12 protein-coding genes are annotated in these 14,771 nt (G+C 66.0%); 10 read left to right on the top strand and 2 right to left on the bottom strand.

What is annotated here, in order from left to right:
- Window positions 1–37 precede the first annotated feature (37 nt).
- The 4 genes from tssM to LCI23_RS06465 all read left to right on the top strand — a co-directional run bounded on the left by tssM (window position 38) and on the right by LCI23_RS06465 (window position 6,347).
- Entirely contained in the window at window positions 38–3,838 is a 3,801-nt protein-coding gene (tssM, locus tag LCI23_RS06480) for a type VI secretion system membrane subunit TssM (RefSeq protein WP_224945531.1), read from the top strand.
- A complete protein-coding gene (tagF, locus tag LCI23_RS06475; RefSeq protein ID WP_224945529.1) occupies window positions 3,838–4,803 on the top strand; it encodes a type VI secretion system-associated protein TagF in 966 nt (321 codons plus the stop codon). The genes tssM and tagF overlap by 1 nt, the downstream gene beginning before the upstream one ends.
- Complete coding sequence (locus tag LCI23_RS06470; RefSeq protein ID WP_374041150.1) at window positions 4,800–5,564, top strand: OmpA family protein; 765 nt, start codon at window positions 4,800–4,802, stop codon at window positions 5,562–5,564. The genes tagF and LCI23_RS06470 overlap by 4 nt, the downstream gene beginning before the upstream one ends.
- Window positions 5,565–5,660: 96 nt before the next feature.
- Window positions 5,661–6,347 carry a hypothetical protein gene (locus tag LCI23_RS06465; protein ID WP_224945527.1) on the top strand — a complete coding sequence of 229 codons (687 nt, stop codon included), beginning with the start codon at window positions 5,661–5,663 and terminating at the stop codon, window positions 6,345–6,347.
- A gap of 65 nt (window positions 6,348–6,412) precedes the next feature.
- Here LCI23_RS06465 and icmH read toward each other — a convergent pair whose 3' ends face one another.
- Together icmH and tssJ are read right to left on the bottom strand one after the other, a co-directional pair.
- Window positions 6,413–7,174: a type IVB secretion system protein IcmH/DotU gene (gene icmH / locus LCI23_RS06460; protein ID WP_224945524.1), complete on the bottom strand. Its 762-nt coding sequence runs from the start codon at window positions 7,172–7,174 to the stop codon at window positions 6,413–6,415.
- A gap of 117 nt (window positions 7,175–7,291) precedes the next feature.
- Window positions 7,292–7,864, bottom strand: a complete 573-nt coding sequence (gene tssJ / locus LCI23_RS06455; RefSeq protein ID WP_224945522.1) for a type VI secretion system lipoprotein TssJ — start codon at window positions 7,862–7,864, stop codon at window positions 7,292–7,294.
- A gap of 220 nt (window positions 7,865–8,084) precedes the next feature.
- Between tssJ and LCI23_RS06450 the strand changes: the two genes are divergently transcribed.
- The 6 genes from LCI23_RS06450 to tssA form a co-directional block, all read left to right on the top strand.
- Window positions 8,085–8,660 (top strand): M48 family metallopeptidase, encoded by a 576-nt coding sequence (locus LCI23_RS06450; protein WP_224945514.1) that lies wholly within the window; start codon window positions 8,085–8,087, stop codon window positions 8,658–8,660.
- Between the two features lie 7 nt (window positions 8,661–8,667).
- Window positions 8,668–9,225 (top strand): type VI secretion system contractile sheath small subunit, encoded by a 558-nt coding sequence (gene tssB / locus LCI23_RS06445; protein ID WP_224945512.1) that lies wholly within the window; start codon window positions 8,668–8,670, stop codon window positions 9,223–9,225.
- Window positions 9,225–10,721 carry a type VI secretion system contractile sheath large subunit gene (gene tssC, locus LCI23_RS06440; protein WP_224945828.1) on the top strand — a complete coding sequence of 499 codons (1,497 nt, stop codon included), beginning with the start codon at window positions 9,225–9,227 and terminating at the stop codon, window positions 10,719–10,721. The genes tssB and tssC overlap by 1 nt, the downstream gene beginning before the upstream one ends.
- Window positions 10,722–10,752: 31 nt before the next feature.
- Complete coding sequence (locus LCI23_RS06435; protein ID WP_224945503.1) at window positions 10,753–11,244, top strand: type VI secretion system tube protein Hcp; 492 nt, start codon at window positions 10,753–10,755, stop codon at window positions 11,242–11,244.
- A gap of 143 nt (window positions 11,245–11,387) precedes the next feature.
- A complete protein-coding gene (tssH, locus tag LCI23_RS06430) occupies window positions 11,388–14,030 on the top strand; it encodes a type VI secretion system ATPase TssH (protein ID WP_224945500.1) in 2,643 nt (880 codons plus the stop codon).
- A gap of 13 nt (window positions 14,031–14,043) precedes the next feature.
- Window positions 14,044–14,771: type VI secretion system protein TssA (gene tssA / locus LCI23_RS06425; protein ID WP_224945498.1), on the top strand; the 728-nt coding region annotated here is incomplete at its 3' end.

The following is a 14,771-nucleotide window of genomic DNA, read 5'->3' as shown; positions in this document are numbered from 1 at the left end:
CCGCTGAACATTCCTACAACGAGCATCCATTCCCGCCATGGCACGAATCTGGCATTTTCTGACCGGCCGCCGCATGCTGGTCACGGTGGGCATCGCCGCGCTGGCAGCTTGCCTGTTCATTGGCGCCGAGCTGGCCGGCATCGACCCGGTCTGGGTCCTCATCGTCGCGCTCGCCCTGCTCGCCTGCTGGGGCATCTGGCACGTGCTCAGGCGCATCCTGCGCGCGCGCGCCGCCCGGCGGATGGCCAGCGCCATCGTCGAGGGCGAAAGCCGCGACGCCGCCACGGCCGAGACAGCGGTGCTGCGCAAGAACATGCTCGAAGCGATCGCTACCATCAAGGGGTCCAAGCTCGGACTCACACGCGGCGCCGCAGCCCTCTACGAACTGCCGTGGTACATGATCATCGGCAACCCGGCGGCTGGCAAAAGCAGCGCCATCGCGCGCTCCGGTCTGCGCTTCCCTATTCCAGGAAACCACGCGCTGCAGGGCGTGGGCGGTACCCGCCACTGCGACTGGTTCTTTACCACCGATGGCATCCTGCTCGATACGGCGGGCCGCTATTCGGTTCAGGACCAGACCCAGGAGAGCGACCGCAGCGAGTGGTTCGGCTTTCTCGACCTGCTGAAGAAGCACCGCGCGCGCGCGCCGATCAACGGTATCCTGATCGCGGTCAGCGTGGCCGAACTGGTGGCGGGGCCGATCAGCGCCACCCACGAACTGGCCAAGAGCCTGCGCACCCGGGTCCAGGAGCTCACCGAGCGATTGGGCGTGTATGCGCCGGTCTACGTGGTGTTCACCAAGACCGACCTGGTGGCCGGCTTCACCGATTTCTTCGCCGATACCGAACGGACCGAACGCGAGCGCATCTGGGGCGCTACGCTGCGCTACAACCGCCGCAGCACGCCGCAGGACGTGCTGGCCTTCTTCGACGAGCACTTCGACGAACTGTGCGATGGGCTCAAGGAGATGAGCCTGGCGACCATGGGGGCCAACCGTAGTCCCCGGATGCGTCCGGGGGTCTTCACCTTTCCGCTCGAGTTCGCCGCAATCAAGACACCGCTGCGCGCCTTCCTGTCGACCCTGTTCGAAGAAAACACCTACCAGTTCAAGCCGGTTTTTCGCGGCTTTTACTTCACCAGCGCCCTGCAGGAGGGCCATGTGCAGGACCTGTCGAGCAAGCGCGTCGCCAGGCGCTTCGACCTGGTGCTGGGCGAACGGCAGGACGGCGAGGTGGCGGAGCAGTCCGGCTACTTCCTGTCCGAGCTGTTTCGCCAGGTGATCTTCGCCGACAAGGACCTGGTCAGGCGCTATACGCGTCCGGCCAGCTCGCGCTGGCGGATGGCGGCCTTTGCCGGCGCCACCATCCTGATGGGCGCGCTGCTGGGCGGCTGGAGCTGGTCCGCCATCGGCAACCGCCAGCTGATCGCCAATGTCCAGTCCGACCTCGACAAAGTCGCCAGGCTCCAGGCCAGCCGCGCCGACCTGCAATCGCGCCTGGAAGCGCTCGACATCCTGCAGGACCGTATCGAACAGCTCGAGCGCTACCGCCAGGATCCTCCGTGGGCACTCGGCTTTGGCCTCTACCAGGGCGAGGCGCTGGAACGCAAGCTGCGTGACGAGTATTTTGCGGGCGTGCGGGCGGTGATGCTGGAACCGGTGGCGGCGGCACTGGAGAGCATGCTGACGGAAGTAAACGCCAACGCGGCCCGGCTGGCACCCTCGGCCGCGCCTGCTGCGGCCAGCGCGCATCTGGTGTCCATATCGGCAGCAAGTCCGGCAGCGGCGCCGGCGGCGAATGGCCAGTACCAGGACGTGTCCGCCGCCAGCGTGGCGGATGCCTACAATGCGCTCAAGACCTACCTCATGCTGGGCGACAAGCAGTATGCCGAGCCGGCTCACCTGAACGACCAGCTGACCCGCTACTGGCGTGGCTGGCTCGAAGCCAACCGCGGTGCCATGCCGCGTGAGCAGATGATCCGCAGCGCAGAGCGGCTGCTGACCTTTCACCTGTCGCAGGTGCAGGATCCGGCCTGGCCCCAGGTGCAGCTGAAACTCGGCCTGCTCGACAGCACGCGCGAGAACCTGCGCCGCGTGGTGCGCGGCACGCCGGCGCGCGAGCGCGTCTACAATGACATCAAGACCCGCGCTGCGACGCGCTTCCCGGCAGTGACGGTAGCACGCATTGTCGGCGAGCCGGACCAGAACCTGGTCCTCGGAAGCCATGCGGTGAGCGGCGCCTTTACCCGCCAGGCATGGAACGGATACGTGCTGGCCGCCATCCGCGATGCGTCCAGCAGCGAGGCCAGCAACAAGGACTGGGTACTCAAGACCGTGTCGCATGATGACCTTACGCTGGAAGGCAGTCCGGAGCAGATCCAGAAGGCGCTCACCGACATGTACAAGGCCGAGTATGCGCGTGAATGGCTGAAGTTCGTGCAGGGCGTCAGCATCGCCGAGCTGAAGGGCTTCGAGGGCAGCGTGCAGGCCATGAACCGCCTGGGCGACCCGCAGGCCTCGCCGATCGCCAAGCTGCTGCGCGCGATCCATGAGGAGACCGTGTGGGACAACCCGGTCGCCGCCAGTGCCGGCCTGAGCAAGACCGAGCGTACCTTTGTCGAGTGGTTCAAGGAAGTCATCCTGCGGCGTGCCCCTTCGGATGCGCGCACGCTCGCCAATACCGTGGACCCGGTGGTGCTGCTGGCCGGGCAGGGCGGCACCGGCGCCGGCCCGATCGGACGCGAGTTCGCCGGCGTGGCTCGCCTGGTCGGCACCAGGGAGAGCAATGCCTCGCTGATGAGCGGCTACCTGGACGCGCTGTCGAAATTGCGCACCCGCCTGAACGCGCTCAAGAACCAGGGCGACCCCGGTCCTGGCGCCCGGCAGTTCATGCAGCAGACACTGGGAGGCAATGGTTCCGAGCTGGCCGACGCGCTGCGCTACGTGGACGAGCAGATGCTGACTGGAATGAGCGATACCCAGAAGGCCGCGCTGCGCCCCCTGCTGGTGCGGCCCCTGGTCCAGACCTTCGCCATGATCGTGCTGCCGTCAGAAGCCGAGCTGAACAAGACTTGGCGGGTGCAGGTGGTCGAGCCCTTCCAGCGTAGCCTGGCCGGCAAGTATCCATTCGCGCCAGGCAGCAGCGTCGAGGCGACGGCAGCCGAGATCGGGCAGATCTTCGGCCCGGAGGGACAGGTTGCAAAGTTCGTGAATACCGCGATGGGGCCGCTCGTGGTCAGGCGCGGCGATGTGCTGTCGGCGCGCACCTGGGCCGATATCGGCATCACCCTGGCACCGCAGGTGGTGACGGGTTTCCCGGGCTGGGTGGCACCGCTGTCGGCCAATGGGGTGGCGGGCAATGGAGGCCCGCAAACGGTATTCCAGATCCTGCCGCAGGCTGCCCCAGGCACGCTCGAGTACATGCTCGACATCGACGGCCAGCAGTTGCGCTACAAGAATGCCCAGCCGGCCTGGACCAACATGGTGCATCCGGGGCCGCAGGGCACGGCCGGGGTACGGATCAGCGCGGTCACCTACGACGGTCGCAGCGTCGAGCTGCTCAACGAGCCTGGGCAGGAGGGCCTGGGGCGCATGATCCACGCGGCCAGGAAGCGGCGCAAGGAGGGCGGAATACACGAGCTGAGCTGGAGTGCGCACAACGTCACGGTCACGGTCGACCTGCGCATCGTCAGCAGCGCCTCGGCCAACGGCAGCGGCGAACAGAGCCAGGGCTTCCGCGGCTTGCGCCTGCCTGCCATGATCGTCGGGCGCGCCGTCGGGAACGGTCTGGATGCGGCGCCGGAGCAGGCTAGGCTGGCAAGCGCGGGCGGAGCACAGTGATGCGCACGGCGCCTGCGCAGCGGATCGGCTACTTCGGCAAGCTGCCGGCACGGGCGGATTTCGTCAAGCTGGCGGGCGACCCGGCCGTGATCGACATGCTCGACCGCTGGCTGGCCCAGACCATGCGCCTGCTGAGCGCAGACGCGCGCTGGCGCATCAACTACGACGCCATGCCGCCAGCCAGCTTCGCACTGGTCGGGCCACGGCGCCGCCATGCGATCGCCGGCCACCTGCTGCCCAGCCATGACTTGTCGGGACGGCGCTTTCCTTTCCTGGCCGCGCGTACCCATGTGGTGCCTGATCCGGCCAGGTTCGTGAACGACTGTCCGCTGGCATTCGCACCCTTGTGGACTTTCCTCGAAGCGTATTGCCCGCGCGTCCTGCTTGACGCCGATCCTGCCGCCGGCCTGCAGGCAATCGCCGATGCCAGCATTCCCTTGGGCGATGCCGGGCCGTGCTTGTCGCAACTACTCGCCCGGGGCACGGTCGGTTCGCTTGGCGCGATGCTGGACGAACCCGAGTTTCCGCGCATGGTCCTGGCGCTTGGACTGCTGTTGCAACCGGTGATCCGCAAGCAGCCGGCCGAGCTGCACAAGAGCCTGGTATTCCCACTACCGGACGATGCCAATGCGCGCTATCCGGTTGCCGCATTCTGGCTTCAGCTGCTGCTGCCCTTCCTGCGCGGCGCCGACTTCGACCTGGCAATCTTCGTTACCCGTCAACAGGACCGGCCGGCGATGGTGGTGGGTTTTGGCGGCGCGCTTGCCGAGACCCTGTGCGCGCTGGCCGATCCGATCGCTGCCGCCGAACAGCAGGTCAACCTGGGTGACAACGCCTGGGTCGACGAGCAGCTGCCGACCGATGTCGACTTGCGTTCGCTGGCCAGCTACCTCGCGCAAGCCGATCTGCCCCTGGGCCTGGCTCGCGACATGTTCATCAAGACTTTCATTGGAGCGCCAACGTGAAACAAGGTCGGTATCCGAGCGCGCTGCTGCTCGCCTGCCTGCTCGCCGGTTCGGTGCAGGCCCAACAGGAGGCCCCGGTCGTCGTCAGCGGTACGGTGCCCGACGAGGCGACCCGGGCGACACTGCTGGAACGCTTGCGTAGCCTGTATGGCCCGGCGCGCGTGGTCGACCAGCTCGCGGTCGGTCCGGTAACGGCGCCGGCCGGATGGAACGCACATGTGGTCGGGCTCATCAATTCGAACCTGAAACTGGTCAGCCGCGGCCAGCTGGCGATCGACGGAAGCAAGGTGAGCTTGCGCGGCGAGGTTGCCAGCGAAGGGCAACGCCAGCAGGTTGCGGGCAACATCGCCGCCAGCCTGAACCCGGGCTACACCGTCAACAATGGCCTGCGGGTGACGGCGTCGCGCCAGGCTGTCCTGGATGCTGCATTGGCCGATCGCATCATCGAATTCGAGACAGGCAGCGCGACGCTGACCGAATCAGGCACCAGGATCCTGGACCAGATGCACGCGGCGATGCAAAAGCTGCAAGGCGTGAAGGTGGCCGTGATCGGCCATACGGACAATGCCGGCTCGCGTACCCGCAACCTGGTGCTGAGCCAGGCGCGGGCGGAATCGGTCAAGCGCTACCTTGTCGCGAAAGGCGTTCCGGCGGAATCAGTTGCGGTATCGGGGGAAGGACCGGACCGACCGGTGGCGGACAACCGTCACCCCGAGGGCAGGGCGCGCAACCGGCGGATCGAGTTCAAGGTTGTCCAGTAAGCATACTGTCTTGCGATCGTGGCCGATCACATCAGGAGCGCGGCAGCCATCGTTTGCCAGTGGCGGTCCGGCTTTCCATTTACAAGGAGTCATACCATGCTTGAACATCCAGTGGCGGCGGAGCACCGCGTGCCGGTCGGCGGCGCGCAAGGCATGCATTGTCCGTATGCGCAGCCCCATGCCAACTTCATGTATAACCTGCTCTTTTGCGACGACATCACGCTGTTCATGCATGGCCGTGCCGAACAGGATGCGGGCATGTGGGGACCGCTGTTGGCGGATGCCCCGGACCAGGCGGTCCTGCGGCAAATCGCCAAGGACGAAGCGAACGATAGCCGGGTACGCGTACTGGCCTGCAATCGCCTGCGCATGGCCGGGGCGGCACTCCCTCCCAAACAATTGCTCGGGGTGATAGTCGAGGTGGCGCTTGAGGACGGGCTGGACGTGCTGGCCGCCTTCAGCGATGGCGGGGTCCGCTATCTGAACCAATCGGGAAAGCTTGCAGTCTTCGAAGGCCTTGATACGCCCGTGGCGCCGCTCGCCCATGCCGTGGTCGCCGTCTCCGAATCCGTGGTGGACCGGATCGGCCCGTGGGAAGAGGCGCGCTTGCCGCCTCCGTCATGTGGGCGTGTGCGGCTCAGCTTCCTGGTATCGGATGGCTTGTATTTTGGCGAAGGACCATTTGCCGGGATGCAAGGGGATCCGATGGCGGGACCGATCCTGTCCGCGGCGGCGCGGTTGCTCGAGAAGACAGTGGATACGTCCCTGGCAAGCATCGGGTGAGGCAAGACCGGCAGGCCATCCGCTGTGAGCCGAAGGTGGCACGCCGGCCGGCGCCCCTGCTGCGCTCACGGCAAGGTAATCGTCACGTGCGCCGCTTTCGGCGGGAGTTTGACCAGGCTGTCGTACTTCGCCATTCGCGTCGCCGCCTCCGTCGACAACACTGTGCGGAATCCCAGGTAAGCGCCGAGCCCGGCTACCAGAAACACTGTTCCCAGCATCCATACCGACAGGTCGCGCCGTAGCGGGTTGACTACCCGGTCAGGCCGCTCGGCATGCGGGGCAAAGCCACGGCCGCGCCCGCGCATGCGGGCAATCTCGTCGCCCAGGCGGGCCACCAGGTAGTCCAGCTTGTCGCGGCCTTCAAGGGCATAGCGGCCCTGGAAACCGAGCAGCAGGCACATATGGAAGACTTCCAGCGCTTCCAGGTGAGCCTGGCCGCGTGCGCGCAGGTCTTCGAGGCGATTGAAGAAATGCTCGCCGGCCAGCTGGTCGCCAAAAACCCGCAACTGCAGGGGCCGCCTCTCCCAGGCATCCCGAATTTCAAAGCTCGAGCGCAGGATGATCTCGTCAACCGCTGAGCAGAACGCATATTTGGCGGCGCCGACGTCGTCGGCCGCGATCCCGAGCATTTTGGCATGGCGGTCGACGTCGGCCAGGAAAGCGGTCATGTTGTCGGCAAACGAAGCCTGGGCCTGGGGCCCGCAGCCGCTCTTGAGCAGGAACAGGGCATAGAACCCCTCGTACATGATGTCCACCAGGCGCTGGGGTGGACGAGCCTTGCCCTGTCCGGGCTGGGGCGTGACGCGCCGCTCGACGAAGACGCTCATGCGTCCGCCACGATTGGTGTGGGCGCGGTAGGTCCCGACGATGGCCTTGCGGGATGCTTCATTCGACTGTTCTCCTTGCTACGGAAATTTTTTAGCTTGGCGGAACTACTGAAATGTTCATTGACAGCGCACAGAGGAAAGCATGGCGGCCTGTCCCCGAGCATCGACACTCAGGGCGCAGGCGTGCAGGCCCACGACCAGGCCTTTTCGCTCGGCATCCGGCGCGGCCAGCGCGACCCGCCAGCGCTGCTCCGCCGGGCGCTGGAACAGGGCGACCAGGGCCAGGTAGCCGGTTTCGCGGCCCAGCTTCTCGTTGACCTCGTAGCGCTGGCCCGGCACCAGCATGATTTCACGTACTTCAATCAAGTCGGCTCCCAGCCCCCGGCGCTCGGCCTGGGGATCGAGAAAGGCCGCATAGGGCATGTGTTCGAAGGCTTCCTTGTCGCGCAGTTGGTACAGCCGCACCGCCAGCGCGAGCGGCTGGCCGCGGACGTCGAGATTGAGCTTGTGGGAAGCGTGCAGACGCAGGGGAACGCCGCGCGGCGCCTGGTTGTCGGACACGGCCCGCGGCTTGCGCAATCCGGCAGCCTCTAGGGCGGCGCTTGCAAGTCCCTTGCTACCGCAGCCGGCCTGGGTGGCGACCAGGACTGCTGCCGCGACCCCTGCCACCGACATTCTGAACGCGCTCATCGTATTCATTTCCTCATGCTGGAGACAATGACCGATTGAACCGGACTGGCGCTGGCTTGCAGTGATCGCGCGCAACTTCAAGCCACTGCAAGTCACTGAGGCGCGCACGAGCCTAACCACGGGTTCGCTTGACAGCGCACAACTGCCCCCGTATGGGCTCGCGAATAATGGTGACTGTTTCAACAGTCGTGGAGAGCCCCTCATGAGGTATGAACGCTGGATGCCCCTGGCCGCTGTCGTTGCGGTCCTGGCCGGCTGCGCCACCGCTCCGCAGCCCGTGGCCAGCAAGCCGGCCGGCCCGGTGGGAGAACAAGTGTTTGCGGAAGCGGACGCCGCGCTTGCGGCCAGGCAGGAAGAAAAGGCGTACGCCATGCTCAAGGCAGCGGGCGAGGCGCATCCTGTCGACAAGCGGCCCTGGGTCAAGATGGCCCAGATCCGCTTCAACGCAGGCATCTATGGCGAAGCCATCACGCATGCCCAGGAGGCGCTCGAGCGCGACCCGGACGACATGGTCGCGCACAGCATCGTTGCGGTGAGCGGCCTGCGCGTGGCCAGCAAGGCATTGTCCGACCTCACCCGCAAGAACAACCTGAATGGAGACGTGAAGAGCGAGGCCCAGGACCTGGCCAAACTGCTGCGTGCCAGCCTCGGTGAAACCGAGCTGTTCAAGCGGGGCGAGCCACCCAGGGTGCCGGGGGCGAGGTCGCGCCCGGTGACCGCCGGTTCCGGCGCCGCAGCCGCAGGCAGCACCCGGTCGGCTTCGAGGAGCAACGACCCGTTCGAAGGTCTGAGGTAACCCCCACATGGCCGGCGTCGCCGGCCGTTTCAACCCGTCACCTGGAGTCGACAGGGCCAAGAATGAGAGCGTGCAGAAGCGCTTGCAAAAGGTGCGCGCGCCACGCGTGCAGATGACGTATGACGTCGAGATCGGCGACGCCATCGAAAACAAGGAACTGCCCTTCGTCGTTGGCGTGCTGGGCGACTTCGGGAACGATCCCGAACAGGAGAAGAAGCGCTTGAAGGACAAGAAGTTCGTCAATGTCGATGCCGGCAATTTCGACGAAGTGCTCGGCGCTGTCGCTCCCAGCCTCAATTTCCGGGTGGAGAACCACCTGTCGGCCGAGGGCGGTGAGTTCGCGGTTCAGCTGCAGTTCCGGGAAATGGAAGACTTCCGCCCCGAGTCGGTCGTGCGCCAGGTAGCCCCGCTCAAGGGCCTGCTGGACGCGCGCACCAAGCTGGCCGACCTGCGCAACAAGCTGGCCGGCAACGACAAGCTCGATGACCTTCTCAGTGAAGTGCTGGGCAATACCGAACGGCTGGCAGGCATGCGCAAGCAGAGCAAACCCGAAGGGGAGGCATGATGGCGGCCGTCCTCGATACCGCAAGCCAGGCGCAGACCACCGGTCCGGTGGAGCTCGACACCTCCCTGCTCGACCAGATCGTCGAGCAGAGCCGGGTCGCGAAATCCAGCAGCGAACACGAACGCGCGCGCGACATCATCTCGGAACTGGTGCACCAGGTCATGCAGGGCACCATGGTCATGACGAGCAACCTGTCGGCCATGATCGACGTGCGCCTGGCAGAACTCGACCGCATGATTTCAGCCCAGCTCTCGGCCGTCATGCATGCACCGGAATTCCAGAAGCTCGAGCGCAGCTGGACTGGCCTGCACTACCTGGTCAAGAACAGCGTCACCAGTGCCAACCTGCAGATCCGCATGCTCAACGTCAGCAAGCGCGAACTGGTGAAGGACTTCCAGTCGGCGCTGGAATTCGACCAGAGCAATATGTTCAAGAAGGTCTACGAAGAAGAATTCGGTAGTTTCGGCGGCGCGCCTTATGGCGCCCTGATCGGCGACTTCGAGATCTCGCGCCAGCCGGAAGACATGTATTTCCTCGAGCAGATGTCGCATGTGGCTGCTGCCAGCCATGCGCCCTTCATCGCCTCGGCCGCGCCGGAACTGTTCGGAATCGACAGCTTCGGCGACCTCGGCAAGCCGCGCGACCTGGCCAAGGTGTTCGACACGGTCGAATACGCTAAGTGGAAGAGCTTCCGCGAATCCGAGGATGCGCGCTACGTCGGCCTGACCCTGCCACGCTTCCTGGGCCGCCTGCCATACCACCCGCAGGATGGCATGACCACCGAGGGTTTCAATTATGTCGAGGACGTGGACGGGAGCGACCACCAGAAATACCTGTGGTGCAATGCCGCCTATGCCTTTGCCTCCAAGCTGACCAAGGCCTTTGAAGACTATGGCTGGTGCGCCGCGATCCGCGGTGTCGAGGGCGGTGGCCTGGTCGAGAACCTGCCGGCCCATACCTTCAAGACTGACGAAGGCGAAGTGGCGCTGAAGTGTCCCACCGAGCTGGCGATCACCGACCGCCGCGAAAAAGAACTGTCGGACCTCGGCTTCATCTCGCTGGTCCACTGCAAGAACACCGATTATGCGGCCTTCTTCGGCGCCCAGTCGGTCCAGAAGGCCAAGAAGTACAACACCGACGCCGCCAACGCGAATGCCGTGCTGTCCTCGCAGCTGCAATACATCTTCGCGGTCTCGCGCATCGCCCACTACATGAAAGCCATGATGCGCGACAAAATCGGCAGCTTTGCCGCCGCGTCCAACGTCGAAGACTACCTGAACCGCTGGCTGACCCAGTATGTCCTGCTTGACGACAGCGCGAGCCAGGACCAGAAGGCCCAGTTCCCGCTGCGCGAGGCCAGCGTGCAGGTGTCCGAGGTACCGGGCCGTCCTGGCGTCTACCGCGCCGTGTCCTTCTTGCGCCCGCATTTCCAGCTCGACGAGCTGTCCGTTTCGCTCCGACTGGTCGCGGAGCTGCCGCAGTCGACCAAAGGCTAAGTAGTTTTTTTCAACTTAAATGGAGTAGAACATGGCAATTGACGTATACCTGCAGATCGACGGGATCAAGGGTGAATCGATGGACGACAAGCACAAGGACTGGATCGAGTGCCTGGCCGTGAACTGGGGCGTGTCGCAGCCGCGCTCGGCAACCGCTTCCACCAGCGGCGGCCATACGGCCGAGCGTTGCGAACACCAGGAGATCACCCTGTCCAAGCTGGCCGACCTGTCGTCGCCGATCCTGCTGCAGACCTGCTCGGCCGGTAAGACCATTCCCAAGGCCAAGCTGGAATTCATGCGGGCCGATGGCCAGGGCGAGCGCGTCAAGTACTTCGAGATCGAACTGGAAAACGTGCTGATCGGCGCGGTGGCACCGAGCGTCATGGAAGGCTCGATCATCCAGGAAACCGTCGGACTGAAGTTCTCGAAGATCAAGTGGAAGTACACCCAGCAGAAGATTAGCGGTGGTTCGGGCGGTAACACCTCGGGCGGCTGGGACCTGGCGGCCAACAAGGTCGCCTGACGCATCCACGGCCGCCGACTCGCCAGAGCCTGGCGGCCATCCGAACGCGGCGTCCGCGATGCACTCGCGGCGCCGCGCATCCATTTGCGGCAGCAGGCATGCGCGCTTGCGCCGGCGCAGCTCGACTACAAGGACGCGATACGATGGAGATCAATCTCAAGACCCTGATCGGGAAGCTGAACGACACCACCCGGACCGCCGCCAGCCGCGCCGCGTCGATCTGCGTCGGCCTGGGACAGTACGAGGTCGAGATCGAGCACCTGATGCTGGGGTTGATCGAGCAGCCCGCCAGCGACCTGTGCGTGATCGCGCAGGCATGCGAGATCAGCCTCACGGGCCTGGAGACCGACTTGCGCCGGGAAATCGAAGGTTTCGCCACTGGCAGCGGACGCACGCCGGTGTTCTCGCGCCACCTGCCGGTACTGTTCGAGCATGCCTGGCTGATTGCCTCTCTGGCCACGCCCACGGCGGGGCAGGGCAACCAGATCCGCAGCGGCCACTTGCTGCTGGCTTTGCTGACGCATGCCTCGCTATCGCAGCTGGCACTACGCGCTTCGCCCCTGTTCAGCCAGTTCCCGCTCGAGCGCCTGAAGCACGATTTTGAGCGGATCACCCGCGGCTCACAGGAAACGCCGCCAGTCTCTACCGGACAGCCTGTGCCCCCGGACGAACCATTGCGGGAGATGGCGGCCGACCCTGGGCGCGGCACGCCCGCGCTCGACCAGTACACGACCTGCCTGACCGCGCGTGCGCGCGCAGGCCGGGTCGACCCCGTGATCGGGCGCGACCCCGAGATCCGCCAGGCGATCGACATCCTGATGCGGCGCCGCCAGAACAACCCGATCCTGACCGGCGAGGCGGGCGTCGGCAAGACCGCCGTGGTCGAAGGCCTGGCGCTGCGGATCGCGCAGCAGGACGTGCCGGATGTCCTGAAGGGCGTCGAGATCCACACCCTCGACATGGGCCTGCTGCAGGCCGGGGCCTCGGTCAAGGGCGAGTTCGAGAACCGCCTGAAAAACGTGATCGAGGAAGTCAAGAAGAGCCCGCATCCGATCGTCCTGTTCATCGACGAAGCCCATACGATGATCGGGGCCGGGGGGCAGGCCGGCCAGAGCGATGCCGCCAACCTGCTGAAACCGGCGCTGGCGCGCGGCGAACTGCGCACCATCGCGGCGACCACCTGGGGCGAATACAAGAAATACTTCGAGAAGGATGCCGCACTGGCACGCCGTTTCCAGGTGATCAAGATCGAGGAGCCAGACGAAGCGACGGCCTGCGCCATGCTACGCGCGATGGCGCCGCTGATGGAGGCGCATTTCAGGGTGCGCATCTACGACGATGCGGTCACCGAGGCCGTGCGCCTGTCGCACCGCTACATCAGCGGGCGCCAGTTGCCGGACAAGGCGATCAGCGTGCTCGACACCGCCTGCGCCAAGGTGGCGCTGGGCAGCAGCGCCACGCCGGCCCGGCTGGAAGACTGCATCCGCGACATCGAATGCATCGACGCCCAGCTGGCCGCCCTGCAGCGCGAGGCCAAGGCCGGCGCCGGCCACGAGGAAGCCGTGGCCGGGCTGCGCCAGCGCCGCGCCGCGCGCGACGATGAACGTGCCGGCCTGCTGCTGCGCTGGAACGAGGAACAGCGTCTGGCGCGCGAGATCGGCGAGATGCGCGCGGCGCTCGAGCAGGGCCGTGCCCAGGACGCCGGCGAACTGCGCGCCAGCGTCGAGCGCCTGCGCGGGCTGCAGGGCGAGGCACCGCTGGTCCCCCTGCAGGTCGATGGCCATACGGTGGCCGAGATCGTCGCTGGCTGGACCGGCATCCCGCTCGGACGGATGGTCAAGGACGAACTGCACACGGTAATGAAACTGCAGTCGCTGCTGAACCAGCGCATCCTGGGCCAGCCGAATGCCAGCCATGCGGTGGCGCAGCGGGTGCGCACCGCACGCGCCAGCCTGGACGACCCCAACAAACCGAAGGGCGTGTTCCTGTTCGTCGGCAGTTCGGGCGTGGGCAAGACCGAGACGGCGCTGGCGCTGGCCGACATCCTGTACGGCGGCGAGCGCAAGCTCATCACGATCAACATGAGCGAATACCAGGAAGCGCACAGCGTCTCCGGCCTGAAGGGCTCGCCCCCCGGCTACGTCGGCTATGGCGAAGGCGGGGTGCTGACCGAGGCGGTGCGCCGCAATCCCTACAGCGTGGTGCTGCTGGACGAAGTCGAGAAAGCGCACCCCGACGTGCTGGAACTGTTCTTCCAGGTATTCGACAAGGGCGTGCTCGACGACGCGGAAGGCCGCCAGATCGACTTCCGCAACACCATCATCATCCTGACCTCGAACATCGGCTCGGCCCAGCTGATGCAGGCCTGCCTGAACAAGCCGGCCAGTGAACTGCCCGAGCCGGCGCAACTGGCCGAGATGCTGCGGCCCCTGCTCATGAAGCACTTCAAGCCGGCCTTCCTGGGCCGGCTCACGGTGGTGCCCTTCTATCCGATCCGCGACGAGGTGCTGGCCAACATCATCCGCCTCAAGCTCGACCGCATCAAGGCCAGGGTGCTGGACAACCACCGTGCCCGCTTCGAGTACGACGATGCGCTGGTGAACGCGGTGCTGAACCGCTGTACCGAGGTCGATTCCGGCGCGCGCAATGTCGACCATATCCTGAACGGCACCCTGCTGCCCGAGATCGCCGACAGCGTGCTGGCGCGGATGGCCGAGGGCGGCAAGCTCACCCGGGTCAAGGTGGGCGCCACCAGGGCCGGCAAGTTCAAGTACGCCATCGAATAAGAGGAGACAGCCCATGCACGACATGGAAGCCCTGCTGGCGCCGATCAGCGCCGGCCAGCCCTGCGGGGAAGACCTGGCCTTCTCGCCCGAATTCGATGCGATCAGCCGCGCGCGCGAAGCCGACGACCCGTCGATCGACCAGGGCGCATGGGTGACGAACCTGAAGGAGGCCGACTGGAAGTTCGTGGCGAAACGCTGCGCGGAACTGATCGAAACCCGCAGCAAGGACTTGCAACTCGCGGTCTGGCTGGCCGAAGCAAGCGCCAGGACCGGCGGCCTCGCGGGTCTGGCCTATGGCTTGCGCCTGCTGGCCGCCTTGTGCGAGCGCTTCTGGGATGCGCTGCACCCGCTGCCTGACGAAGACGGGCAGGAACGCCGCGTCGGCAACCTTGCCTGGATCGCCGCGCGCATCGCGCCGCTGGTGAAGGAGGTGCCGCTGGCCAACGGCGTGACGATGCTGGCGCGCGAAGCGGCGCGCGCGCGCGGCGCCGAGGGCATGGCCGAGCTCGACACCGCCTGGGCGCGGGTCACGCCGGCGGCACGCCAGGTCCTGGCAGACGCCGCCCAGGACTGCCTCGCCGCGCTGCAGGAGCTGGAACGGGTGGCCGATGCGCGCCTCGGCGCCGATGGCCCCGGCTTCGGCGCAGGGAGCGCGGCGCTACGCGATCTGATCGACATGGTGACGCCGCCGCTGGCAGCGGTGGCGCCGCCGCAGGGGCTGGCCATGACGGCTCCCGGTAC

Source organism: Massilia sp. MS-15 (genome assembly GCF_020176695.1).
Taxonomy (GTDB): Bacteria; Pseudomonadota; Gammaproteobacteria; order Burkholderiales; family Burkholderiaceae_D; genus Telluria; species Telluria hydrophila.
Note: the sequence above shows the minus strand (reverse complement) of the source record. Positions and strands in the feature narration are given on the sequence as shown.